The sequence below is a fragment of the Actinoplanes ianthinogenes genome (assembly GCF_018324205.1).
Classification (GTDB): domain Bacteria; phylum Actinomycetota; class Actinomycetes; order Mycobacteriales; family Micromonosporaceae; genus Actinoplanes; species Actinoplanes ianthinogenes.
This window is the reverse complement of the sequence record NZ_AP023356.1, coordinates 5,702,130-5,726,179: the sequence shown is the minus strand read 5'-3', so window position 1 is coordinate 5,726,179 and position 24,050 is coordinate 5,702,130. Positions and strand designations below refer to the sequence as shown.

18 protein-coding genes are annotated in these 24,050 nt (G+C 71.9%); 8 read left to right on the top strand and 10 right to left on the bottom strand.

Annotation, left to right across the window (positions count from 1 at the left end):
• Positions 1-161 precede the first annotated feature (161 nt).
• The 3 genes from Aiant_RS25890 to Aiant_RS25880 form a co-directional block, all read right to left on the bottom strand.
• On the bottom strand, positions 162-419 hold the full coding sequence (locus tag Aiant_RS25890) for a WhiB family transcriptional regulator (RefSeq protein WP_014688021.1): 258 nt from the start codon (positions 417-419) through the stop codon (positions 162-164).
• 1,463 nt (positions 420-1,882) lie between these two features.
• Positions 1,883-4,381, bottom strand: a complete 2,499-nt coding sequence (locus Aiant_RS25885) for a bifunctional FO biosynthesis protein CofGH (RefSeq protein ID WP_189329429.1) — start codon at positions 4,379-4,381, stop codon at positions 1,883-1,885.
• 99 nt (positions 4,382-4,480) lie between these two features.
• Entirely contained in the window at positions 4,481-5,407 is a 927-nt protein-coding gene (locus Aiant_RS25880) for a hypothetical protein (RefSeq protein WP_189329428.1), read from the bottom strand.
• Between the two features lie 93 nt (positions 5,408-5,500).
• Between Aiant_RS25880 and cofD the strand changes: the two genes are divergently transcribed.
• The 4 genes from cofD (at position 5,501) to Aiant_RS25860 (ending at position 8,737) form a co-directional block, all read left to right on the top strand.
• Positions 5,501-6,451: a 2-phospho-L-lactate transferase gene (cofD, locus tag Aiant_RS25875; RefSeq protein WP_189329427.1), complete on the top strand. Its 951-nt coding sequence runs from the start codon at positions 5,501-5,503 to the stop codon at positions 6,449-6,451.
• Positions 6,448-7,485: a coenzyme F420-0:L-glutamate ligase gene (locus Aiant_RS25870; protein WP_189329426.1), complete on the top strand. Its 1,038-nt coding sequence runs from the start codon at positions 6,448-6,450 to the stop codon at positions 7,483-7,485. The genes cofD and Aiant_RS25870 overlap by 4 nt, the downstream gene beginning before the upstream one ends.
• The gene (locus tag Aiant_RS25865; protein ID WP_189329425.1) at positions 7,482-8,036 is read left to right on the top strand and encodes an NUDIX hydrolase; all 555 of its coding nucleotides are present in this window, start codon (positions 7,482-7,484) and stop codon (positions 8,034-8,036) included. The genes Aiant_RS25870 and Aiant_RS25865 overlap by 4 nt, the downstream gene beginning before the upstream one ends.
• A gap of 71 nt (positions 8,037-8,107) precedes the next feature.
• Complete coding sequence (locus Aiant_RS25860; protein WP_189329424.1) at positions 8,108-8,737, top strand: DUF4232 domain-containing protein; 630 nt, start codon at positions 8,108-8,110, stop codon at positions 8,735-8,737.
• Between the two features lie 11 nt (positions 8,738-8,748).
• On the opposite strand, the gene Aiant_RS25855 is transcribed toward Aiant_RS25860, so the two are convergent.
• Both Aiant_RS25855 and Aiant_RS25850 read right to left on the bottom strand, forming a co-directional pair.
• Positions 8,749-9,870 (bottom strand): mannose-1-phosphate guanylyltransferase, encoded by a 1,122-nt coding sequence (locus tag Aiant_RS25855; RefSeq protein ID WP_425322618.1) that lies wholly within the window; start codon positions 9,868-9,870, stop codon positions 8,749-8,751.
• A 22-nt stretch (positions 9,871-9,892) separates the two neighbouring features.
• Entirely contained in the window at positions 9,893-11,038 is a 1,146-nt protein-coding gene (locus tag Aiant_RS25850) for a glycosyltransferase family 4 protein (protein WP_189329423.1), read from the bottom strand.
• 204 nt (positions 11,039-11,242) lie between these two features.
• Between Aiant_RS25850 and Aiant_RS25845 the strand changes: the two genes are divergently transcribed.
• Positions 11,243-11,980: a TIGR03089 family protein gene (locus Aiant_RS25845; RefSeq protein WP_189329422.1), complete on the top strand. Its 738-nt coding sequence runs from the start codon at positions 11,243-11,245 to the stop codon at positions 11,978-11,980.
• Here the strand turns inward: Aiant_RS25845 and Aiant_RS25840 are convergent.
• Both Aiant_RS25840 and Aiant_RS25835 read right to left on the bottom strand, forming a co-directional pair.
• Complete coding sequence (locus Aiant_RS25840) at positions 11,958-13,892, bottom strand: acetoacetate--CoA ligase (RefSeq protein WP_189329761.1); 1,935 nt, start codon at positions 13,890-13,892, stop codon at positions 11,958-11,960. The two genes, Aiant_RS25845 and Aiant_RS25840, sit on opposite strands and share 23 nt — an antisense overlap.
• Positions 13,893-13,944: 52 nt before the next feature.
• Positions 13,945-14,454, bottom strand: coding sequence for an acyl-CoA thioesterase (locus Aiant_RS25835; RefSeq protein ID WP_189329421.1), 510 nt, complete (start codon positions 14,452-14,454; stop codon positions 13,945-13,947).
• Positions 14,455-14,512: 58 nt separating this feature from the next.
• Between Aiant_RS25835 and Aiant_RS25830 the strand changes: the two genes are divergently transcribed.
• Complete coding sequence (locus Aiant_RS25830; RefSeq protein WP_189329420.1) at positions 14,513-16,252, top strand: hypothetical protein; 1,740 nt, start codon at positions 14,513-14,515, stop codon at positions 16,250-16,252.
• 1 nt (position 16,253) lies between these two features.
• Here Aiant_RS25830 and Aiant_RS25825 read toward each other — a convergent pair whose 3' ends face one another.
• Positions 16,254-17,780: an aminotransferase-like domain-containing protein gene (locus Aiant_RS25825; protein WP_189329419.1), complete on the bottom strand. Its 1,527-nt coding sequence runs from the start codon at positions 17,778-17,780 to the stop codon at positions 16,254-16,256.
• 64 nt (positions 17,781-17,844) lie between these two features.
• Here Aiant_RS25825 and Aiant_RS25820 point away from each other — a divergent pair, with 64 nt between their 5' ends.
• Together Aiant_RS25820 and Aiant_RS25815 are read left to right on the top strand one after the other, a co-directional pair.
• Positions 17,845-18,999: a trans-sulfuration enzyme family protein gene (locus tag Aiant_RS25820; RefSeq protein ID WP_189329418.1), complete on the top strand. Its 1,155-nt coding sequence runs from the start codon at positions 17,845-17,847 to the stop codon at positions 18,997-18,999.
• A 148-nt stretch (positions 19,000-19,147) separates the two neighbouring features.
• On the top strand, positions 19,148-19,786 hold the full coding sequence (locus Aiant_RS25815) for a nuclear transport factor 2 family protein (protein WP_189329417.1): 639 nt from the start codon (positions 19,148-19,150) through the stop codon (positions 19,784-19,786).
• Positions 19,787-21,209: 1,423 nt separating this feature from the next.
• Here the strand turns inward: Aiant_RS25815 and Aiant_RS25810 are convergent.
• Complete coding sequence (locus Aiant_RS25810; protein WP_189329416.1) at positions 21,210-22,592, bottom strand: MFS transporter; 1,383 nt, start codon at positions 22,590-22,592, stop codon at positions 21,210-21,212.
• The gene (locus Aiant_RS25805; protein ID WP_229829891.1) at positions 22,589-24,022 is read right to left on the bottom strand and encodes a M20 metallopeptidase family protein; all 1,434 of its coding nucleotides are present in this window, start codon (positions 24,020-24,022) and stop codon (positions 22,589-22,591) included. Before Aiant_RS25805 ends, Aiant_RS25810 begins: the two co-directional genes overlap by 4 nt.
• Between the last annotated feature and the right edge of the window lie 28 nt (positions 24,023-24,050).

The window sequence follows — 24,050 nt, the reverse complement described above, 5'->3', positions numbered from 1 at the left end:
TTCCGCATCGGCTTCCGTGCGTGCCCGGCCACCGCACCCCCGCGCGGATCGCCGTGCCCCCCTCGCACGTCCTGCCCTGCCTTGCCTGCCGTTCCGTCACTCTGCCGTACTGCCGACTCGCCGTGCCGTTCGCTCGCCGTGCCGTTCGCTTGTGGCCGCCGTCAGGCGACGCGGCGCTTCAGCTTGCGACGTTCACGTTCGGACAGTCCACCCCAGATGCCGAACCGCTCGTCGTGCCCGAGCGCATACTCCAGACACTCGGCCTTGACCTCACAGCGCCCGCAGATGCGCTTGGCCTCGCGCGTCGATCCGCCCTTCTCCGGGAAGAAGGCTTCCGGATCGGTCTGCGAACACAGCGCCCGCTCCTGCCACTCGGGCGCGTCCCCGAGCAGGTCTACCCCTTCAACCTGCGCTTCCATCGGCGTGCCTCCAAATTCTGCGCCGGCAGCAATGCCGACACTGACCCCCCACGCACGCGGCGTGTTTCTGTGGGTTCGCCGCAAAAGTTGCACATCGACCCCACAACCCCACCAAAATTACACGCGTGTAAGACGTGCGTCGTCAAGCCGAACCTGATAAATGGGCCCGTTTCCCCGTAGCGCCACGGCGCGCCGAGGTCCCGTTCCTGCCCTATCTCCCGGAGCCACCGGAAGGTAACGCGAAGGCCGCCCTCGACGTCCAATTTAACCCGATTTGTTACCTCCTGTGAAGGGGGATCCCGCGACCGTGCCACCTCCACCCGTCCGGCCCCTGCCCGAGCAGGACGGTCCATCGACGGGAAACGCCTCGGCCACCACCTCCCACCAGGCCGGGGACGCTCCCGTCCGGACCTGGGCCACGGTCCTGATCCACCCGTGTTCGCGCCTCCGATCGGCTTCACCACGAGGGACAGTCCCCTCCCGACCGCCCGATAAGACGGTCTACACGCCCCGCGCAACCCGCGACACGCTCAGCGCCACCCGAGTCGACACGCGCACCAAGATCGCGACTTCCCCGGCCTCCGCTCCATCGAAACTCGCCATCACCGTGTCCTTCCCCACCCGTCCCCCGTCCCGGCAAACCACCCCCGAGCCGGCGCCGATGGTGATATAGCCGCCGCGGCGCTGCGCAGCAACCGGGGTGCCGCGGTTGGTGGGCTGGCGCTCAGGGCCCTATCCGGTTCGGGGATAGGGCCGTCAGGACCAGCCGGACTGTCTCCGGCTGGCGCTCAGGGCCCTATCCGGTGCCGGGACAGGGCCGTCAGGACCAGCCGGACAGTCTCCGGCTGGCGCGCAGGGCCCTATCCGGTGCCGGGATAGGGCCGTCAGGACCAGCCGGACAGTCTCCGGCTGGCGCTCAGGGCCCTATCGAGACGCGGGATAGGGCCCTGAGCACCAGCCCGAGCCTCGGCTTGCTGTCCGTCCGGCTTTCGGACCCTCAGCGCAAGCCGGGGGCAGTGAGCGCACCCAGACACGAGCCGGGAGCTGCGGCCGGGCAGCGGGCAGCAACTCCGTGGTAGGGCACGCGAACCGCGAGAGACCACGAGCCGGGAGCTGCGGCCGGGCAGCGAGCAGCAACTCCGTGGCATGGCACGCAAACCGCAAGAGACCACGAGCCGGGAGCGACGCAGCAACTCCGTGGCATGGCACCCAAACCGCAAGAGACCACGAGCCGGGAGCTGCGGCCGGGCAGCAAGCAGCAACTCCATGGCATGGCACGCAAACCGCGAGAGACCACGAGCCGGGAACGGCGCAGCAACTCTGTGGCAGGGCACGTAGACCGCCGCCAACCGTGGCCTGTGAGTGGGGCCGCGGCCCACAACGGCCGCGCGCTCAAACGGGTCGCGGCAGTTCGTCAAGCAGACAAGGCCGGGGGCACGGCGGGCCGTGCCCCCCGGCAGTGGTCAGCGACGGGTGTAGACGGTGGTGCGTTCGACCGCGGGGCGGCCCGCGGCGGCGGCCAGTTCCTTGAGTTCGGAGACGGTGCGGGCGGAGCCGTGTTCGGAGCCGGCCATGCGGGAGATGGTCTCCTCCATCAGGGTGCCGCCCAGGTCGTTGCAGCCGCCGTTGAGCATGACCCGGGTGCCCTCGTCGCCCAGTTTCACCCAGGAGCACTGGATATTGTCGATGCGGCCGTGCAGCAGGACGCGGGCCATGGCATGGACGACCCGATTCTCCCGCCAGGTGGGGCCGGGGCGAGCGATGCCCGCCAGGTAGATCGGGGCGTTCGTGTGGATGAACGGCAGCGCCACGAACTCGGTGAAGCCACCGGTCACGTCCTGGATGCCGGCCAGCACGCGGAAGTGGCCGAGCCACTGGCGCGGGTGGTCGACGTGCCCGTACATCATCGTGGAGCTGGAGCGGATGCCGACCTGGTGCGCGGTGGTGACCACGTCGACCCAGGTGGCGGTGGGCAGTTTGCCCTTGGTCAGCACCCAGCGCACGTCGTCGTCGAGGATCTCGGCGGCGGTGCCCGGGATGGTGCCGAGGCCGGCCTCGCGCAGCCCGGTGAGCCACTCCCTGATCGAGACCCCGGCCTTGGACGCGGCGGTGACGATCTCCATGGGTGAATACGCGTGGACGTGCATGCCCGGCACCCGCTCCTTGACGGCGCGCACCAAGTCCGCATAGGCCGTGACGGGCATCTTGGGGTCGATGCCGCCCTGCATGCACACCTCGGAGGCGCCGTCCCGCCACGCCTCCTCGGCCCGGTCGGCGACCTGCTCGACGGAGAGCCGATAGGCGTCGGCGTCCTTCTCCCGCTGGGCGAAGGCGCAGAACCGGCAGCCCACGTAACAGACGTTGGAGAAGTTGATGTTGCGGTTCACCACGTAGGTGATGTCGTCGCCGTTGACCTCGCGGCGCAGGTCGTCGGCGATCCGGGCGAGCTCGTCGAGCGCGCTGCCGTCCGCGTTGAACAGGGCCATCGCCTTGTCCTCGTGCTCCGGCAGCAGCAGCGCGGCCGGGTCGGTCGAGGCCAGGCGCAGGCCAGCCAGCACGTCGGTCGGCACGGTCCGGGGCGCGCTCTTGACGTGCGCGGCGACCTCGTCCCAGTCCCCGTAGACGAAGTCGAAGTCGGACCGGCGGTCGCCGGTGCGGCCCTCGGTGTCGACGGCCGCGTGCAGGTCGGTGCGCCCGGTGCCGAACGCCTCCTCCGGCTCCTGCCACGGCAGGCCGGCGAGCGTCGCGTCCTCCCGGGCGAGGCCGTCCTGGTCGGCGAGCGCGGCCACGTGGGCGGCCAGCCGCGGGTCGAGCCAGCCCTCATTGCCGCGACGGACATATTCGGGATAGATCGTGAGGCGCTCGCGCAGCCGGAACCCGGACTCGGCCGATTTCTCCCGCAGCACGTCGATCTGCGGCCACGGACGCTCCGGGTTGACGTGGTCGGGCGTCACCGGCGAGACACCACCCCAGTCGTCGATGCCGGCCCGCAGCAGCAGCGCGAACTCGGCGTCGATCAGGTTGGGCGGGGCCTGGACGCGGGCCCGCGGGCCCATGATGATCCGGGCGACGGCGACCGTGGCGGCCAGCTCGCGCAGCTCGGCGTCGGGCATCCCGCGCATCGCCGTGTCCGGCTTGGCCCGGAAGTTCTGAATGATGATCTCCTGGACGTGCCCGAACTCGCGGGCCGTCCGCCGCATCGCGAACAGGGCGTCGACCCGCTCCGCCGGGGTCTCGCCGATCCCGATCAGGATGCCGGTGGTGAACGGCACACCGACCCGGCCGGCGTCGTCGAGCACCCGGAGCCGGACCGCGGGCTCCTTGTCGGGCGAGCCGTAGTGCGGGCCGCCCGGCTCGGACCAGAGCCGGGTGGCGGTGGTCTCCAGCATCATGCCCATGCTCGGGGCGACCGGCTTGAGCCGCTGCAACTCGGCCCAGCTCAGCACACCCGGGTTGAGGTGGGGCAGCAGGCCGGTCTCCTCGAGCACGGCGATGGCGCAGGCCCGCACGTAATCCAGGGTGGAGTCGTAACCCCGCTCGTCGAGCCACTGCCGGGCGGCCGGCCAGCGCTCCTCCGGGCGGTCGCCGAGCGTGAAGAGCGCCTCCTTGCAACCCTGCGCGGCGCCCTGCCGGGCGATCTCCAGGACCTCGTCACGCTCCAGGAACGCGGCCGGCAGCCGGTGTGGCACGGTCGCGAACGTGCAGTAGTGACATCGGTCCCGGCAGAGCCGGGTGAGCGGGATGAAGACCTTTCGCGAATACGTCACCACGCCGGGCCGGCCGGCCTCGCGCAGGCCGGCGTCCCGGATCCCACCGGCGATGGAGAGCAACTCGTCGAACTGTTCACCGGTGGCCGCGAGCAGCGCGGTCGCCTCATCTGCGTCGATCGCTTTACCGTCGGCGGCGCGCCGCAGCGCTCGTCGGATGCTCGCCTCGGTCGGGACCTGGTTGACCTCTGCCACGAAAAGCAGCCTAGGCCGGAATCGTTTCGACCGCCGCCGCCGTCCACAGGCCCGCTGAGTGTCGTGTGACACGCGTCGCGGACCTGTGGACGACGAAGGTCACTGCCGGGGCGGGTCGGCGGCGGCCGGACCGAAGCCGGGACGGTCGTCCGGCAGCTTGCTGGTGCGGTCGTCCGGAGCCTGGTCACCGGCCGGCGGCGGCAGGGCGGAGGCCGCGGCCGGCGGGGCGGACGCCGGGGCCGGCGGGGCGGACGCCGGGGCCGGCGGGGCAGAAGCCGGAGCGGGCGGAGCGGACGCCGGCGGGGCCGTCGTGGCGATCGGCGGCGTCGTCACGGGCGGCTGGTTCCAGGCCGGCGGCGGGGTCGGCTGCCCGTAGGTGCCGGCCGGGAAGGACGGCGCCGGAGCGGGCTGACCATAGGTGGCCGGCGGCGGGGCCGGCTGACCGTAGGCGGCCGGCGGCGGGCCGGGCTGAGCGGGGAACGGCGGCTGCGGCGCCCCGTACGCCGGCGGCTGCCCGTACGGGGTCCCGTACTGCGGCCGCCCGTAGACACCGGGCGGCGTGGCCGGTTTCGGCACCATGTAGAGCCCCCGCCAGACCTGGAACAGGCCGTATCCCACCAGCCCGTACACCGCCAGCCAGGCGACGCAGACGAGCAGCGACAGGAACGCGCCGCCGGGGTCGAACGTGGCCTGTTTGATCACGCTGAACAGCAGGCCGAAGATCACGCCGAAGAAGCCCATCACCGCGTACTCGATGACGGCGGCCAGCGTGATCAGCCGGGCTTTCGGGTGGACCGGCTTGAGGACGTGGGCCAGCAGGACGGCGGCCGGCGGCATGACGATCGTCGCCAGGTTGACGAAGCCGCCGAAACTACCGACGACGCCGCCCCTGAAGAGGCCGATGACGGCCGTGAACAGGAACACGGCCGGTGCGCCGACCAGGACGTACGCGGCGAGGTCGCGCAGTGGTGTCAGGTACTGGCCGATCGGCTTTCCCTCAGCCGGTGCGGGCTGTGGTGTGGTCACGGTTACTCCCGGTCGAACGGAGATCGAGGTGCGCCCAGAGTAAACCGCCACCCGGCAACCGGCCTCGCGACGCCGGTGGGAGAGGATGGGTGGATGCGGATCGTGGTCCTCACCGGGGGCATCGGCGGCGCCCGGTTCCTCGTCGGCGTGCGCGCGCACGCCCGTGCCATCGGCGCCGACGTCACAGCGGTGGTCAATGTCGGCGACGACGTCCGGATGCACGGGTTGCAGATCTGCCCGGACCTGGACAGCGTCATGTACACGCTGGGCGGCGCGGCCGACCCGGAGCGCGGCTGGGGCCGGGTCGGCGAGTCCTGGGTGGTCAAGGAGGAGCTGGCCAAGTACGGCGTCGAGCCGTCCTGGTTCGGCCTCGGCGACAAGGACACCGCCACCCACCTGGTGCGCACCACCATGCTGACCGCCGGTTACCCGCTCTCCCAGGTCACCGCCGCGCTGTGCGAGCGGTGGCAGCCCGGCATCACCCTGCTGCCGGCCACCGACGACCGGCTGGAGACGCACGTCGTCGTCGATGTCGAGGGCGAGCGCAAGGCGATCCACTTCCAGGAGTGGTGGGTGCGCTACCGCGGCGAGGTGCCGACGCACCGGTTCGTCTTCCGCGGCGCGGAGAGCGCGAAGCCGGCCGCCGGCGTGCTCGACGCGCTCGGCCAGGCCGACGTGATCCTGCTGGCCCCGAGCAACCCGGTGGTCAGCATCGCGCCGATCCTGGCCGTGCCGGCGATCCGGGATGCCCTGGCCGCCGGCTCGGCACCGGTCGTCGGCGTCTCCCCGATCATCGGCGGTTCGCCCGTGCGGGGAATGGCCGACAAGTGCCTGGCCACCCTGGAGGTCGAGGTCAGCGCGGCCGGCGTCGGCCGGATGTACGGCCCACGCGCCGACGGCGGCCTGCTGGACGGCTGGCTGGTCGACTCGTCCGACGCCGGCGTCGAGATCCCCGGGGTGACCACCCGCGCCGTGCCGCTGTGGATGAAGGACGAGGCGACCACCGCCCGGATGGTGGCCGACGCGCTGGACCTGGCCCGATGAGGCTCGAGATCCTGCCGGTCGAGGGCATCGGCGACATCACCGCCGGGGACGACCTGGCCGCGCTGATCACGTCGGCCGCGCCCTGGCTGGCCGACGGCGACGTGCTCGTGGTGACCAGCAAGATCGTGTCGAAGGCGGAGGGCCGGCTGGTCGAGGTGCCGGCCGACGGGCCGGAGCGCGACGAGGCCCGGGTACGGGCACTGGAGTCGGAGACCGCCCGCGTGGTGGCCCGCCGCGGCCCGACCACGATCGTGCAGACCCATCACGGTTTCGTGATGGCGGCGGCCGGCATCGACGCGTCGAACGTGGACAAGACCCATCTGGTGCTGCTGCCCGCCGACCCGGACGCGTCCGCGCGACGGCTGCGGGCCGATCTGGCCGCGCGAGGGCTGGACGTCGCCGTGATCATCTCCGACACGATGGGCCGGGCCTGGCGCAACGGGCTGACCGACGTGGCGCTCGGCGCGGCCGGGATCGACGCGCTGCTCGATCATCGAGGTGAGATCGACCCGTACGGAAATGAACTGAATTTGACCCAGATGGCCGTCGTCGACGAGCTGTCCGCGGCGGCGGAGCTGGTCAAGGGCAAGTGTGACCAGGTGCCGGTCGCGGTCGTGCGCGGCTATCCGATCCGCCGGACGGGCGCCGACGCGGGCGTGTCCGTGCTGATCAGGGACGCCGAGAGCGACATGTTCGGCCTGGGCACCGCCGAGGCCCGCGCCGAGGGCCTGCGCGAAGCCGCCGTGCTCGCCGACGCCACGGGCCCGGTCGCCGAGCTGCGCGCCGTCGAGCGGGCGCTCCGGCTGGTCAGCGAGGTGCTCACACCCGGAACCGGGATCGAGATGAGCGCCCGGCGCGGCGCCGTGGACAGCGCCGACGCGGTGCGGCTCACCCCGGCCGGGAGCGAACCCGCCGATTTCGCCCGGCTCGGTGCCGACGCCCACCGCCTCCGGCTGGCTCTCGCCACCGAAGGTGTGATCAGCCGCGTGGCGTTCGACGACGAGGGCGCGACGCTGAGATTCGGAGAAGCATGAGCCTGTACGAGGACGCCGTCCGTGTCCTGACCAGCTGGAACGCGACTTCGGACGCCGCCGAGGGGAACCGCAAGCGCACCCTCGACCTGCTCGCCGACGGCCCGGTCGCGATGACCCGGGCGCACCGGGCCGGGCACGTCACCGCCAGCGCGCTGATCGTCGACGACGCCGGCCGGGTGCTGCTCTGCCTGCACGGGCGGCTCGGGCTGTGGATGCAGGTCGGCGGGCACTGCGAGGCGGGCGACCCGGACCTGGCGTCCGCGGCGCTGCGCGAGGCGACCGAGGAGTCCGGGATCGACGCTCTGATCCTCGACCCGGAGCCGATCGACATCGACATCCACGAGGTGCGGTGCGGTGCCGCCGACGGGGCGCCGGCCGAGCCGTCGGTGCACTACGACGTGCGGTTCCTGCTGCGCGCGCCGGCTGGGTCGGTGGAGCGGATCAGCGACGAGTCGGCCGATCTGGCCTGGTTCGCGGTGGACGATCTGCCCAGTCCGCTCGCGGCCGGGGTGGTTCAGCAGATCGGGCCGGCGCGGGCCCGGCTGGGCTGAGTTCCCCTCTTCGTGCCAACGGTGGCGGGGATTCCCGCCACCGCCCCCGCGGGCATTGATCATCAATTCCCGTGAAGACTGACATCCGTTTGCGTGCCCTGGCCATCGCTGTCCCGGCCCTGATCCTGGCCGGCTGCTCCGCCCCCAGCGCGTCCCCGGCCGCGGAGACGACCGCCGCCGCTCCCACAAAAGCAACGAAGGCCCCCGCGAAGACGGCGACGGCGGCAACGAAAGCGGCATCGGAGAAGGCTTCGGGAAAGGCCTGCAAGAGCGCGGACATGAAGACCGTCGTCACCGCCCAGCCGGACGAGAAGGACGCCGTCGACACCGCGATGGTCACCCTCACCAACACCGGCAAGGCCGCCTGCACCCTGCACGGCTGGGTGTCGATCTCGCTGGTGGACGCCGCCGACGAGGTCGTCGACGTGCCCACCTCCCGGGTGGAGCAGCCCGGCCCGGCGATCACCTTCACCGTGCAGCCCGGCACCTCGGCGTTCGCCGGGATCAAGTGGGTCAACTGCGACAAGGCCGACGGGTCCTGCGGCGTGGGCAACACCCTGCGCTACAACCTGGAGGCGTCCACCGATGGCCCGGTCGCCGAGCTGGAGGAGTTTCCCGCCGCGGAGCGCAGTGGGATCACCATGAAGACCCTCCGGATCGGAACGCTCCAGCCCAGCCGCCAGGGCGTGGTGGCCTGGTAGCAGCGCCGCGATCAGATGTAACCGTGCTGGCCGAGCTCCTTGAGCTGGTCGACCAGGCTCTTGACCTCCTGCGCGCGCTCCCGCGGGCAGATCAGCACGGCGTCCGCGGTGTCCACGATGACCAGGTCGCGGACGCCCATGGCGGCGACCAGGCGACCGGAGCCGGGCACCACGACCAGGTTCTCCGTGTCGCGGAGCAGGACAGTGGGTTTCGCCGCCTCGCCGGTGTCGTGGCCGACCACCACGTTGCCGGCCGGGTCGGCGGTGAGCACCTCGCCGAGGGTGTGGAAGTCGCCGACGTCGTTCCAGCCGAAGTCACCGGGGACGGTGCCGACCCGGCCGGCCGCGGCCGCGCCCTCCATCACCGCGTAGTCCACCGAGATGCGGGGCAGGGTCGGCCAGACCTCGCCGAGCACCTCCTCCTGCTCGGCGGTGCCCCAGGCCGCCGCGATCCGGCGCACCCCGGCGGCCAGCTGCGGCTGCTGCCGGGCCAGCTCGCTCAGGAAGACATCCACCCGCCAGACGAACATGCCGGCGTTCCACAGATAGTTGCCGGATTTCACGTACGCCTCGGCGACGTCGTACGACGGCTTCTCCTTGAACTCCTCGACCCGCAGCGCCGGGCCGTCGCCGACCGCGCCGCCGCACTGGAGGTAGCCGTACCCGGTCTCGGGCCGGGTCGGGGTGATGCCGAGGGTCATCAGCAGGCCGTCCCTGGCGCCCGCCATGGCCCGGCGGATCACGGCGGCGAACTCCGGCTTGTCCGCGATCAGGTGGTCGGAGGCGAACGACCCCATGATCGCCTCCGGATCCTTCCGGGCGATCACCGCGGCGGCCAGCGCGATCGCCGCGCAGGAGTCGCGCGGCGACGGCTCGACCAGGACGTTCTCGACGGGCACCGCGGTGAGCTGCCGGGAGACCGCCGCGGCATGCGCGACACCGGTCACCACAAACACCCGTTCGGGTGAGGTCAGCGTGTCCAACCGGTCCACCGTGGCCTGCAACAAGGAGGCCTCGGTACCGGTCAGGGGGTGCAGAAACTTGGGATGACCGGCGCGGGACAGTGGCCACAGACGGGTTCCGGTACCGCCGGCCAGAACCACTCCGTACAGCACAGCCTGTTCGTCGCTCATGCGCGGAGAGTTTAGTGGACGATCAAGCAGCAACCCGATTCCACGTTGTTACATGTACCTCCGCGCTGGACGCCCAGGTGAACTCTTTCGCCCGGTCGAAGCCCGCCTTGGCGAGCGCGTGCCGGCGCTGGTCGTCGTGCAGCAGGTCGGCCAGATCCTCGGCGATCCGCTCCGGGGCCTCCGTGGTGTACGCCACCGCGTCGCCCCCCACCTCGGGCAGCGAGAGCCGCGGCGTGGTGAGCACCGGGGTCCCGCACGCCATCGCCTCCAGGATCGGCAGGCCGAAGCCCTCACCGAAGGACGGGTAGCAGGCCACCAGCGAGCCGCCCAGGAAGCCGGGCAGGTCGGTGTAGCGCAGGTAGCCCGGGCGCAGCAGCCGCAGGTGCGACGGCACCTCGGCGACCGCGCGGTCGATGTCGTCGTCGTGCCCCTGGCCACCGGCGATCACCAGGGCCGGCGGGTGCGGCCAGTCGGCCACCGCGCGAGCCCAGCCGCGAATCAGGTTCGGCACGTTCTTCCGCGGCTCCTTGGCGCCGACGAACGCGATGTAACCGGAGTCGCCGAGCCCGAGCCGGGCCCGCACCCGGGCCTTCTCCTCCTCGGTCGGCAGGTGGAAGGCCGACTGGTCGACACCGTGATAGGCCACGTCGATCTTGGTCGGGTCGGCGTCGAGCAGCCGGATCAGCTCGTCCCGGGTCGCCTTGCTGGGCACGATCACCCGGGCGGCCCGGCGCAGCGACGTCTTGATCGCGCTGCGGAAGAAGGTCCGCTTGGTGTTGTCGTAGTGCTCCGGCTCGGTGAAGAACGTCGCGTCGTGCACGGTCACCGTGACCGGGACGCTGGACCGCAACGGGCAGGTGTAGAACGGCGAGTGCAGCACCTCGGCGCCGACCTGCTGGACCAGCAGCGGCAGGCCGGTCTGCTCCCAGGCCAGCCGGGCCGGGCGGTGCGCGATCGCCGCCGGGCCGGGGATGACCTCGGCCTCCGGGAGCATCCGGCGGTAACGCTCCGCATCCGAACGCTGGGCGACAACGGCCAGGTCCACACGATCCGGGCCCAGCTGCCCGAGGGCGCCGAGCAATCCGTCGACATATCTGCCGACACCACCTCTGTCCGCGGGGACACTAGTGGCGTCGACCAGCACTCGCGGGGGGCGACCGGGGGTCACGAGGCATCTCCTTGGCGTCTCTGACGTACCGATGCTGCGGTGTAGCACGGATCCCGTGTGTCTCCGGCATCCACCTCGAGCGTACGCCCGGAAGGCTTCCGGTAAGTGTCCGCGACGCCGGTGGTTGCCGTACGTTGCCGTAATCGATGCCGGAAAGACGCACCGGAGCGACCACGCACAGTGACGGCCCTAAGGTGAGGGGCGATGATGACCACGATCCCGCAGGCCCTCGCGGAGGCCGTCCGCCGTGACCCGGCCGCACCGCTGCTCACCTGGTACGACGACGCCACCGGAGACCGCGCCGAGCTGTCCGGCGCGACCCTGGACAACTGGGTGTCCAAAACGGCGAACCTGCTGGTCGACGGCGTCGGCCTGGGGCACGGCGACAGCGTCGCGCTGCTCCTGCCGCCGCACTGGCAGACCGCCGCCATCCTGCTCGGCGTGTCGGCCGCCGGGCTCGCCGCCGACCTGGCCGACCTGGGCGGTGACCCGCAGCCGGTGGAGGCGCTGTTCACCACCCCGGACCGGGTGGCCCGGGCCGCCGCCTGGCCCACCGTGGACCGGTACGCGACCGGCCTGCTCCCGCTCGCCATGCCGCTGCGCGAGCTGCCCGACGGATACGCCGACTTCGTCACCGAGGTGCGCAACCACGGCGATCACTTCCGGGGCGAGCCGGTCGGTCCGGCCGACCGTGCCTTCGCCGGCCCGATCGAGCTGAGCCACCAGGACGTCCTGGAGGCCGCCGAGGACCGGGCCGGCCAGCTCGGCTTCGGCGCCGGCGACCGGGTCCTGATCGACGTCGCGATCCACCCGGACCCGGTGGACTGGCTGCTCGCGCCGCTGGTCGCCGGGGCGTCCGCGGTGCTCTGCGCGAATCTGGACGAGAGCAAACTGGACGCCCGCGCCACCGCGGAGAAGGTCAGCCTGGTGTTGAGCGCCTGACCTCGGCCAGCTCGGCGAACGCGGTCAGCGACTCCGGGTTGGCCAGGGCGCCGGTGGCCGCGGCCGACTCGATCGGGGTGCCGGTGAGGATCCGTTTCACCGGCACCTCCAACTTCTTCGCCGACAACGTGCGGGGCACCGCGCGTACCGAAAAAATGGCATCCGGGACGTGCCGCGGCGACAGCGACCCGCGTAGTTCCCGGGCGATCCGCGCGCGCAGCGCGTCGTCGACCTCGACGCCTTCGGCGGGCACCACGAAGAGCAGCAGCTCGCCGTTCGGGTCGTCGGCGGCGTCCAGGTGCACCACCAGCGAGTCGGCGATCTCCGGCAGGCTCTCCACCACCGAGTAGAACTCGGACGTGCCGAGCCGGACCCCGCCCCGGTTCAGGGTGGCGTCGGAGCGGCCGGTGATCACGCAGCTGCCGTCCTCGGCGATGGTGATCCAGTCCCCGTGCCGCCAGACGCCGGGGAAGACGTCGAAGTAGGCCTCGCGGTACCGCGAACCGTCGGGGTCGTTCCAGAAACCGACCGGCATGCTCGGCATCGGCGCGCTGATCACCAGCTCGCCCAGCTCGCCGACGACCGGCTTGCCGCTCGGGTCGAACGCCTCCACCCGGGCGCCCAGGCTGCGCCCGGAGATCATCCCGGCGCGGACCGGGAGCAGCGGCGCACCGCCGACGAAGCCGGTGCACACATCGGTGCCGCCGGAGAGGGAGAGCAACTGGAGGTCCGTGCCGACCGCCTCGTAGACCCAGGCGAAGCCCTCCACGGGGAGCGGCGCCCCGGTCGAGCCGAGCCCCTTCAACCGCTTGCGGGGCGTCAGCCCGGCCTTGCGGCAGGCCATCAGGAACGGTGCGGAGGTGCCGAAGTAGGTGATCCCCGCGGTGTCGATCAGATCCCAGAGGGCGTCCAGCGAGGGCCAGCCCGGGTTGCCGTCGAACAGCACGATCGCCGCACCGACGGCCGGGCCGCTGGCCAGGTAGTTCCACATCATCCAGCCGGTGGTGGTGAACCAGAAGAACCGGTCGGACGGGCCCAGGTCGTGGTGCAGCGCGAGGATCTTCAGGTGCTCCAGCAGGATGCCGCCGTGGCCGTGCACGATCGGCTTGGGCAGGCCGGTGGTGCCGGAGCTGTAGAGCACGTAGAGCGGATGATCGAACGGGACCGGCTCGAAGGTCAGCGCGTCCTCGCCGGACAGATCCGAAAAATCGCCTTCAATGCCGAGATAGGGGATGGTGATGACGTGCTCGAGCGACGGCAAGGCGGCGGTGATGGCGGCGACTTCAGCGCGCCTATCAACCGCTTTATCGCCATATTTGTAGCCGTCGACCGCGACCAGCACCTTCGGCTCGATCTGGCTCCACCGGTCGATCACGCTGCGCGAGCCGAACTCCGGCGCACAGGACGAGAAGATCGCCCCGAGGCTGGCAGTGGCCAGCATCAGCACATAGGTCTCCGGGATGTTCGGCGCGTAGGCGGCGACCCGGTCGCCCTTGCCGACCCCCCGGGCCTTCAGCCCGGCACGCACGCGCCGCACCTGCTCACGGAGCTGCCGCGCGGTCAGGGTGATCGGTTCGCGACTTTGCGAGTACGCCAGGACGACCGGCTCGTCGTCGCCGATGCCGGGCATCCGCAACACGTTCTCCGCATAGTTCAGCGTCGCGCCGGGGAACCACCGCGTCCCCGGCATCATCGTGTCGCCCAGCACCGCGGTCGGCGGATCGTGCGCGACCACGCCGAAGTAGTCCCAGATCGAACTCCAGAAGCCGCCCAGATCGGTGACCGACCAGTCCCACAGCGCCGGATAGCCGGCGAAGCTCAGCCCGCGCTCCCGCGCCAGCCAGGCCAGATAGTCGCCGATCCGCGAGGTCTGCCGGACGTCGACCGGCGGCTCCCAGAGGACTGTGCCCATCGTCACCGTCATGCGCTCACCCTAACGTTCACCAACCGCGGCGCGGACCTTCTTACTGCTCGGCCCGGGCCCGCTGGATGGCGGCCCGGCGAGCGAGACGATGGTCACGGCGGATCAATGCTTCCTTGAACCGGCGCTTGTCGTCCATGTCGGTGAGCACCACCGGCGGGACCGTCCGCGGTTTGCCGGCCACATCGACCGCGACGAAGACCAGATAGGCGGTGGCCACCGGGATCGGGGTGCCGCCGACCTCGTCCCAGCGCTCGGCGGCCAGCTTCACGCCGACCTCCATCGAGCTCTTGCCGGTCCAGTTGACCTGCGCGTACGCGTGCACCAGGTCACCCACCCGGACCGGCTCCAGAAAGACGATCTCGTCGATGGCGGCGGTGACCGCGGTGCCCCCGCTGTGCCGGGCCGCGGCGGCGCCGGCCACGTCGTCGACGAACTTCATCAGCACCCCGCCGTGCACGGTGCCGTAGAGATTGACGTCCACCGCCGTCATGATCTTACTGAGGGTGACCCGGCTGTCGGCGATCGGTCGACCTTGGTGCTCTTCGTCCATCCCGGCACCATACGGCGGACTTAGCGGTCGTTGCCCGGCCGAGGTAGCGTGCCGGACCATGCGTCACCTCCGGTCGATCCTGTACGCGCTCGTGCTCGCCCCCGCCACCTGGGTCCTGGCCGGCGTCGGCTTCACCCACGACCTGGTCAGCCGCGGACGGGACATGTTCACGGCCGAGTCGGTGAGCGGCCTGCTGCTGCTGATCTTCGCCGGGATCCTCTACGCGATCATGGCGTTCTCGCCGATCTCCCCGGCCGGTCCGACGCTGGTCGGCGCGACGTTCCTCGGGGTGACGTACTGGGCGTGGAGCGCGCCCGAGTCCTACGCCGGCGTCTGGCCGCCGGACGTGGTCAAGACCGATTTCGACCTGAGCCGCCCGGGTTACGGCCTGGCCGCGCTGCTCGCCGTGCCGCTGCTGTGCACCGCGCTGAGCGCCCGCCGCTGGGCACGCTACGAGCCGCCGGTGCTGCCGATCATCGGCGAGATCGGCCGGTTCCGCGGCTCGGCCAGGGTGGCCGGAGACACCGTGGCCGCGATCGAGACGACCGTCCTGCGGACCGCCCAGCCGATGCCGCCGCGCCCGCAGGCCGACCCGACGGTCGCGCTCCCGGCCCCGACTCCCGCGCCGCTCTCCCACCGCAACGACAAGACCCAAGTTTTCGGTACGCCCGGAGCCGAGCCGACCGTGGCCATCCCGTCAGCCGCCACTCCCGTCCCGGCGAAGGCCGCCGCCCCAGCGCAGGCCGCCGCTCCCGTCCCGGCCAAGGCCGCCGCCCCAGCGCAGGCCGCCGCACCGGCGAAGGCCGCACCGTTGACCGCATCCGTCCCGCCGGCCGCCGCTCCCGTCCCGGCCAAGGCCGCCGCCTCGGCGCAGGCCGCCGCCCCGGCGAAGGCGGCGGCGCGGGTGACCACCCCGGCTCCCGCGAAGGCCGCTGCACCGGCGACCGCTCCGGCCCCTGCGAAGGCGGCAGCACCGATTACCGCTCCAGCACAGGCCGCGCCGGTGGCCGGCTCCGTCCCCGCGAAGTCGGCAGGCTCCGTCCCCGCAAAGGCGGCAGGCTCCGTCCCCGCGAAGGCGGCCGCATCGGCGACCGCTTCCGTGCCGGCGACCGCTTCTGTGCCGGCGACCGCTTCTGTGCCGGCGACCCCTTCCGCGCCGGCAAAGGCTGCCGCAACCGCGCCCGAAGCGCCGAAATCTAATAAATCCGGTATTACCACTAATTCGGCTATTGCCTCGGCGGCCGCGAAAACCGCTGCCAAGCCGGCCACGGCCGCTCCGGAAGACGACAAGACGACCGTCCTGCCGGCGGTGAAGGCCCCGGCCGAGAGCAAGCCGACCGCCCTGCCGACCGTGCAGGCCCCGGCCGAGAACAAGCCGACCGCCCTGCCGACCGCGAAAGCCCCAGCCGACAACAAGCCGACCGTTGCTCCGGCCGCCCCGGGCGCGACGCCGGGCCCGGCCGCGGTCCGGACCCCGGCGGCGACCCCGGCCCAGGCCGAGGAGAAGACCACCGTTCTTTCCGCGGTGAAGGCCCCTGCCGAAGACGAGGCAACCGTCCGCACGGCAGTCCCGGCACACGACGAAAAGACCACCGTCCGCACGGCAGTCCCGGCAGACGACGACAAGACCACCGTCCTCGCAGCGGTCCCGGCAGACGACGACAAGACCACCGTCCTCGCGGCCGTCGCGACGCCGAAGCAGGCGACCGAGGAAGCGACCGAGACGCTCTCCGCCGCCCTGGTCACCCCGCCCGCCAAACAACCCGGCGTGGCTGAACTCCCCACCCCGGAGAGCTGACCTAAACCGCGATGGCCGGCAGCGGCGGCGGACTCCCCGCCGCCCGCCCGGCGAACCCCCGCCACGCCTCGGCCATCGCCCGCACCCCCGCACTCAACGCCGCCGGCTCCGCCACGAACGGGATCCGCAACCGGTCGAGGCTCCCGCCGGACGGATCCAGCGACCCGCCGGGCAGCACCGCGATCCCCTGCCGCAGCGCCGCCTGCGCATACGACGCCGCGTCCGCGCCGGGCAGCCGTACCCAGAGCGTCTGCCCGCCCTCCGCCGGTGCGAACTCCCACTCCGGCAGCCACTCGCGCAACTCCGCGCAGAGGTGGTCGTGCCGCTCCCGGAGCACCCCGGCCCGCTCGGCGACCAGCCTGTCCAGCTCCGCGAGCAACTCCACCGCGGCGAGTTGGTCGAGCACCGCGCTGCCCAGGTCGACCACTGCCTTGAGCCGCGCGAGCCGCCCGATCAGCGCCGGCTGCGCCCGCACCCAGCCGATCCGCAGACCGCCCCAGACCAGCTTGCTGAGCGACCCCACCGTGATGACCTCATCCGCGCCGGGCGCCAGCGCGGCAACCGGCATGGCCACGTCAGAAGCGACCATGCCAGGCACAGCCTCGGGCAACGCCGCGTCCGGCACGGCCCCGCCGGACGAAGCGGCGCCCGAGGGGGCGGGCCGATCGGCGAAGGCCAGCTCGGCGAGCACGTCGTCGACCACCAACGGCACCCGCTCCGCCAGCGCCGCCGCCACGATCCGCGCCCGTTCCTCCCCCGGCACACTGCGCCCGGTCGGGTTGTGGCACCGGGCGATCAGATAAGCCATCGACGGTCTGCGGGACAGCGCTTCGGCGTACCGGAAATCGTCGGTCGCAACCGGCAGCAATGCCGCCGCCGACTCGCGGAAGATCTCCAGCGCGCCCGGATAGGTCGGCGCCTGCACCAGCACCTCGGCGCCGGGCGCGATCAGCGCCCGCGCCAGCAGCGCCAGCCCCTGCTGCCCACCCGTGGTCACCAGGATCTGCTCGGCCGTCGTCGGCACCCCGCGCGCCGAGTACCGCGCGGCCAGCGCGGCCCGCAGCACCGGATGCCCGGCCGGGTGGTATCCCAGGTCCGGCCCGCCGAGCCCGCCCAGCGCGGTCCGGTAGGCGTCCAGCACCGCGGGCGGCGCCCCGGTCGGCCCGGCGCAGGCGAACTGGGCCACGTGGTCCGGCGGGTCAAGCAGGTGCAGGAAGACCGGGTTCACGGTCGGCTCGGTCGCGTTCAGCGGACCCGGCGCCGAGCCGGCCACCCAGGTGCCGCTCCCCTGCCGCCGGACCAGCCGCCCCTCCTGGCGCAGCAGGTCGTAGGCGGCGACCACGGTGGTCCGCCCGGCGGAGAGCCCGGCCGCCAGCGCCCGGTCGGTCGGCAGACCGGTGCCCGGCGGCAGCTCGCCGTCGTCGATCAGGGCGCGCAGCCGGCCGGCAAGCAGCAGATAGAGCGGACCGCGGCCGGCGGACCAGCGGCCGAGGCGGGCCGCAAGGTCGGCGGGCGAGATTGGACTCATCGGCGAACCAATATACCGGCATTGGCTCTGTACCCGGCCGGTCACCGTGCGCAACATCAGGGGTATGCATCCCGACACCCGCATGGTCCACGTCACCGCGCCGATCCCGGAGCACAGCACGCCCCTCGCGGTGCCGATCTATCAGACCTCGTCGTTCGCCTTCGCCGACCCGGAACTGATGGCCGACGGCTTGCACCGGCCGGACGGCGCCTACGTCTACTCCCGCTTCGCCAACCCGACCGTCCGCGCCCTGGAGGACGCCGTCGCCGACCTGGAGGGCGGCGCCGCCGCGATCGCCGCCTCGTCCGGCATGGGCGCGATCACCATGCTGCTGCACAGCCTGCTCGACGCCGGCGACCACGTGATCGCCCAGCACAGCGTTTACGGCGGCACCCACGCGCTGCTGCACGACCTGGCGACCCGGCGCGGCGTCACGGTCACCCGGGTCCACGGTCACGACCCCGAGGAGGTGCGCGCCGCCCTGACCCCGCGCACCCGGGTGCTCTACCTGGAGACCATCGCCAACCCCACCGGCCACGTCAGCGACCTGCCCGCGCTCGCCCCGGTGGCCCGCGAGGCCGGGGTGCTGACCGTGGTCGACAACACGTTCGCCACCCCGATCTTCTGCCGCCCGCTCGAGCACGGCGCCGACGTGGTCGTGCACTCGGCCACCAAGTTCCTCAACGGACACTCCGACGTCACCGGCGGCCTGGTCGTCTTCGCCGATCGCGAGCTGCACCAGCGCACCTGGGAGTACGCGGTCGAGTTCGGGGTGACCGCCGACCCGTTCGCCGCATGGCTGACCATCCGCGGCCTGCAAACCCTGGCCCTGCGGATGGACCGGCACGCGGCCAACGTGACCCGGGTCGCCACCTGGCTGGCCGGGCACCCCGCGGTCAGCTCGGTGAGCTGGACCGGCCCGGTCCCGGCCAAGCACGTCACCGGCTATCCCGGCCCGTTCTGCTTCGATCTGGCCGGCGGCTACGACGCGGGCGTGCGCCTGCTGAGCCGGGTCCGGCTGATCCGGGCCGCCCCGTCGCTCGGCGGCACCCAGACGCTGATGCTGCATCCGGCGAGCACCTCGCACCGGCAATTGAGTCCGGAGGAACTGCAAGAAACGCACATCAGTCCCGGAACCGTCCGAATCGCCGTCGGCATCGAGCACCCGGACGACCTGATCACCGATCTGGCACAGGCCCTGGACTTCGCCGGTCGTTAATACATGTATCGATACGCAAATAGCTATTAACCGATGGGATCTTTTTTCGCAGGTCCAACGTGGATAGGGTGATCATCGCCTTTGGACTACGGGGGGTAACCGAAGCGCGACCTAAGGGCCCCCTCCCCCTCGTTGGAAGGAACACCCCTTGACTGAGACGCCGCTGTGGCTGCAAGGCCGCGATGCCGTAATCGAGGCCGCCGACCCGACCGAGTTCCGGCACGGCACGCCTGACTACCACCTGTCGGCCGTCGTGATGCCCGGGCAGCGCACCACGCAGCACGCGCCCGGCTCGCTCGAGGCGATCGTCGAGTCGATCGTGCAGGTCTTCGAGATGGAGGTCTCGCACAAGAAGGACCCGGCCACCTGGGTCTCGATGGTGACCGAGCACTTCCGCACCAACGTCAACGGCGGCGGCTGGGCCTCCGCGCAGGACATCGCCGACCAGGGCAGCTACAACGTCCTCGTCGGGGACAGCGTGTTCTACAAGCCCGAGTCGTTCGACGGCCAGCACGACGTCTTCCACGGCGCCTTCCCGAACGGCTTCTACTGGGAGGTCCTCGAGGTCCTCAGCCCGCCGCCGGTGGTCACCTTCAAGTGGCGCCACTGGGGCTCGTTCGACGGCGAGTACCACGGCTTCCAGCCGAACGGCAAGACCATCGAGATGTTCGGCATGAGCGTCGCCAAGGTCAACGACGACCTGAAGCTCCTCGAGGTCGAGCACTACTACGACCCGAACGCGTTCCTGGGCAAGCTGACCGGCGGCTGCCCGGTCGCCCACAACTAGTTCCACCGACGAAGGCGCCGCCCGATCCCGAGCGGCGCCTTTTTCCCACCCATAAAGATCAACATCTTCATGTACGCAGGCCCGGCGGGGTGCGGACCGCATGCTCCCGCGCGGGCCGAGGCCGGCGATCTGGCCGCTGCGCGTCCAAAACAATCGCCGCCCTCTTCACTGTCCGCGGTCGGTCACCGAAACCCCCGCAACCCGCACCCGACTCAGCCCCCGCACCCGCGAATCCCGATCCAGACGCCAGGCCACCAATCCGCCGGCCACAACCCCAGCCACCGATCCAGATCCGCGCCCGGTCACGATGCACGCCAGGCCACCAATCCGCCGGCCACGACCCCGGCCGCCGATTCAGATCCGCGCCCGGTCACGATCCGCACGGCAGGCCACCAATCCGCCGGCCACGACCCCGGCTGCCGGTTACGGCCGGCTGATGCCCCGGCCTGGCCTGGTCCGCGCCCGATTCCGGTCCGCAGCCACCATTCCCGGCCATGGCCCGGCTTTCGGTGCGCCATGCAGCCGGCACCCCTCGGGCAACGCCGTCCGCCCTGCCCGGTGCACTCGGGAGAGCTGGCGCTGACCGCCCTATCCGGGTCGGGGAAAGGGCCATGAGCGCCAGCCCGACAGCCCCGGCTGGCACTGACCGCCCTACCCGGATCGGGGAAAGGACCATGGGCACCAGCCCGACAACCCCGGCTGGCACTGACCGCCCTACCCGCACCCAGCAAAGGACCACGAGCACCAGCCCGACAACCCCGGCTGGCACTGACCGCCCTACCCGCAACCGAGAAAGGGCCATGAGCGCCAGCCCGATGGCTCCGGCTGGCACTGACCGCCCTACCCGCACCCGGCAAAGGACCATGGGCACCAGCCCGACAGCCCCCGACAGCCCCGGCTGGCACTGACCGCCCTACCCGCATCCGAAAAAGGGCCATAAGCACCAGCCCGACAGCCCCGGCTGGCACTGACCGCCCCTACCCGCATCCGAGAAAGGGCCATAAGCACCAGCCCGACAGCCCCGGCTGGCACTGACCGCCCCTACCCGCATCCGAGAAAGGGCCATAAGCACCAGCCCGACAGCCCCGGCTGGCACTGACCGCCCCTACCCGCATCCGAGAAAGGGCCATGGGCACCAGCCCGACAGCCCCGGCTGGCACTGACCGCCCCTACCCGCATCCGAGAAAGGGCCATGGGCACCAGCCCGATGGCTCCGGCTGGCACTGACCGCCCTACCCGGATCGGGGAAAGGGCCATGAGCGCCAGCCCGATGGCTTCGGCTGGCGCTGGTCGCCCTATCCGGGGCGGGGAAAGGGCCATGGGTGCCAGCTCGATGACTTCGGCTGGTTCTGGTGGCCCTATGAAGGCCCGGGAAAGGGCCGCCAGGGCCAGCTCGGATCTCGGCTGCGGCGTTGAGTGGGCATCACTCTGCGCGGCGGGCGAATTTGGCGGCCAGGGCCGCGAGGGTGCAGAGGGCGGCGCACATCAACCAGACGATGACGTAGGCGGATTCGGCCGGAGTGTCGGCGCCGTCGAGGACGACACCGGCCAGGATGGCGGCGACGACGCCACCGGCTACCGCGCCGCCCAGGGTTTTGACGTTGTTGTAGAGGGCGGTGGTGATGCCGGTGCGGGACGGGTCGGCGGTCTCCGCGATGACGGTCGGCATCGCGCCCAGGGCCACGCCGACCGCCAGGCCGATCGGGACCTTGACGACCAGCAGCTGCCACACCTGGGCGTGGAAGAGGGCAGTCCCGACGAAGCCGGCCGCGATCACCAGGAACGCCGCGACCAGCGTGTGCCGGTAGCCGAAGCGGGCGGCGATCAGCGCCGTGCACGACGAACCGATCACTGCGAAGATCACGGCGGGCAGCGCGACCAGGGAGATCTGCAGCGCGGTGAGGCCGAAGCCGTAACCCGTCTCGGCCGGGGACGCGGCCAGGAACGTCGAGTCCGGCGCCTGGCTTCCGAAATAGACGATGCCGAAGACGAACGAGCAGCCGAAGAACGGCGCGACGTGCCGCCCGGTCAGCGCCCGCAGGTCTACCAGCGGTTCCGCGGTCCGCAGTTCCAGCACCGCCCAGCCGGTGAACAGCACCAGCCCGGCCACCGCCAGCGCCGCGCCGGCCCCGGCCGCGGTGCTCAGCAGCGAGATGCCGCCGAGCAGCGCCACCATCGCGACGCTGAGCAGCACCACCCCGGGCAGGTCGAGTCGGCCGGCGGCCAGGTTCCGGCTCTCCGGGACGGCGACGAAGCTGACCGGCACGCAGAGGATCGCGAGCACGGCCGGCACCAGCAGCGTCGCCTGGGCGCTGCCGATCACCTCGTGCAGGCCGGCGACGAGCACTCCGCCGAGCAACGCGCCGAGGGTGAGCGCGCCGACCAGCCGGGCGATCGCCTTGCGGGCCAGTTCGGTCGGCAGCCGGTCGCGGACCAGCGCGATCTCCAGCGGCAGCAGGGCGGCGAGCGGGCCTTGCAGCAGTCGGCCGGCGAGCAGCAGGGGCAGGTTGGGGGCGAGCGCGACCAGCAGGCTGCCGGCCGCGACGCCGGCCAGCGCGATCCGCAGCATCCGGCGGTGGCCGTGCAGGTCGCCGAGGCGTCCGAAGGCCGGCACGGAGACCGCCGAGGCCAGCAGTTGCACGGCGGTCACCCAGTTCAGGTGGGCGTCCGAGATGCCCAGCTCGGTGCCGAGGGCGGGGAGCAGCGGGCTGATGCTGCCCTGGATGAAGCCGCTGGTCAGCTCGAAGAGCACGAGCAGGCCGACGACCGCGGCGACCTTCGGCGTCTTCTCGGCGACCGCGGTCACTCGGCCGCCCCCGAAGCAGCGCCCGAAACGGTGTCCGAAGCAGCGCCCGAAGCGGGATTCGAAGCAACGCCCGAAACGGCGCCCGAAGCAGCGCCCGATACGGCGCCCGAAGCAGCGCCCGAAACGGCGCCCGAAGCAGCGCCCGAAGCGGGATTCGAAGCAGCGCCCGAAGCGGTGTCCGGAGCGGTGTCCGGAGCGGCGGCAGGGTTCGTGGCGGCGGCAGGGACGGCATCGGAGGACGCCTTGGCGAGACGGGCCGCGGCCAGCGAGGCGAGCACCGTGGCCGCCTCCAGCACCGAGCGGTCGTCGAAGACCGCCTGCGGCGCGTGGTTCATCGGCGCGGCGCCCGGGTCGGTGCCCGGCGGCACCGCGCCGACCATCAGGTAAGCCCCCGGCACCTGCTCCAGCACGAACGAGAAGTCCTCGGCCCCGGCCACCGGCTGCGGCGCCTGGAACGCCCGCTGCGGCCCGACCAGCCCCCGCACGGTCGCCAGCGCGAACGCCGCCTCGGCCGGGTCGTTCACGGTCACCGGGTAGTTCGCCTGGTAGTCGATCTCCACCCGCACCCCGTGCGCGTCCGCGATGCCCTGCACCACCCGCTTCACCGCCGCCTGGATCTTCCGGTGCGTGCCGGGGGAGAACGTCCGCACCGTCGCCTGGAACGTCCCCATCTCCGGGATCACGTTGAACGCCGACCCGGCGTGGATCGACCCCACGGTCAGCACCGCCGGGTCGAAGGCGTCCGCGGTCCGGGTGATCATGGTCTGCAACGCGGTGACCATCTCGCAGAGCGCCGGCACCGGGTCCACGGCCAGGTGCGGGGACGAGCCGTGCCCGCCCTTGCCGTGCACGGTCACGGTGACCGAGTCGGAGGCGGCCAGGATGGTGCCGGGCCGGGTGGCGACCACGCCCAGCGGCAGCATGGTGCTGGCCACGTGGATGGCGTAGGCCGCGACCACCCGCGAGCCGGCCGCGTCCAGCACACCCTCCTCGATCATCACCTTGGCCCCGCGCTGCCCCTCCTCGCCGGGCTGGAACATGAACACCACGTCCCCGGCCAGCTCCGCGCGCCGCGCGGCGAGCAGGTGCGCGGCGCCGACCACGGCGCTGGTGTGGATGTCGTGTCCGCAGGCGTGCATCACGCCGGGGATCGTCGAGGCGTACGCGACCCCGCTCTCCTCCTGCACCGGCAGTGCGTCCATGTCACCGCGCAGCAGCACGGCCGGTCCCGGGCGGCCGCCGCGCAGCACCGCGGTGACGGAGGTCAGGCCGGTGCCGATGGTGATCTCCAGGGGCAGCCCGGCCAGCGCGCCGAGCACCTTGGCCTGGCTCAGCGGCAGGTCCAGTCCCAGCTCGGGCTCGCGGTGCAACGCGTGCCGCAGGCTGATCAGGCGGTCGGCGAACGGAAGAGCGTCGAGTGCGGTGAACATGCCCGGTATGGTCGGCAAAATGATCGCT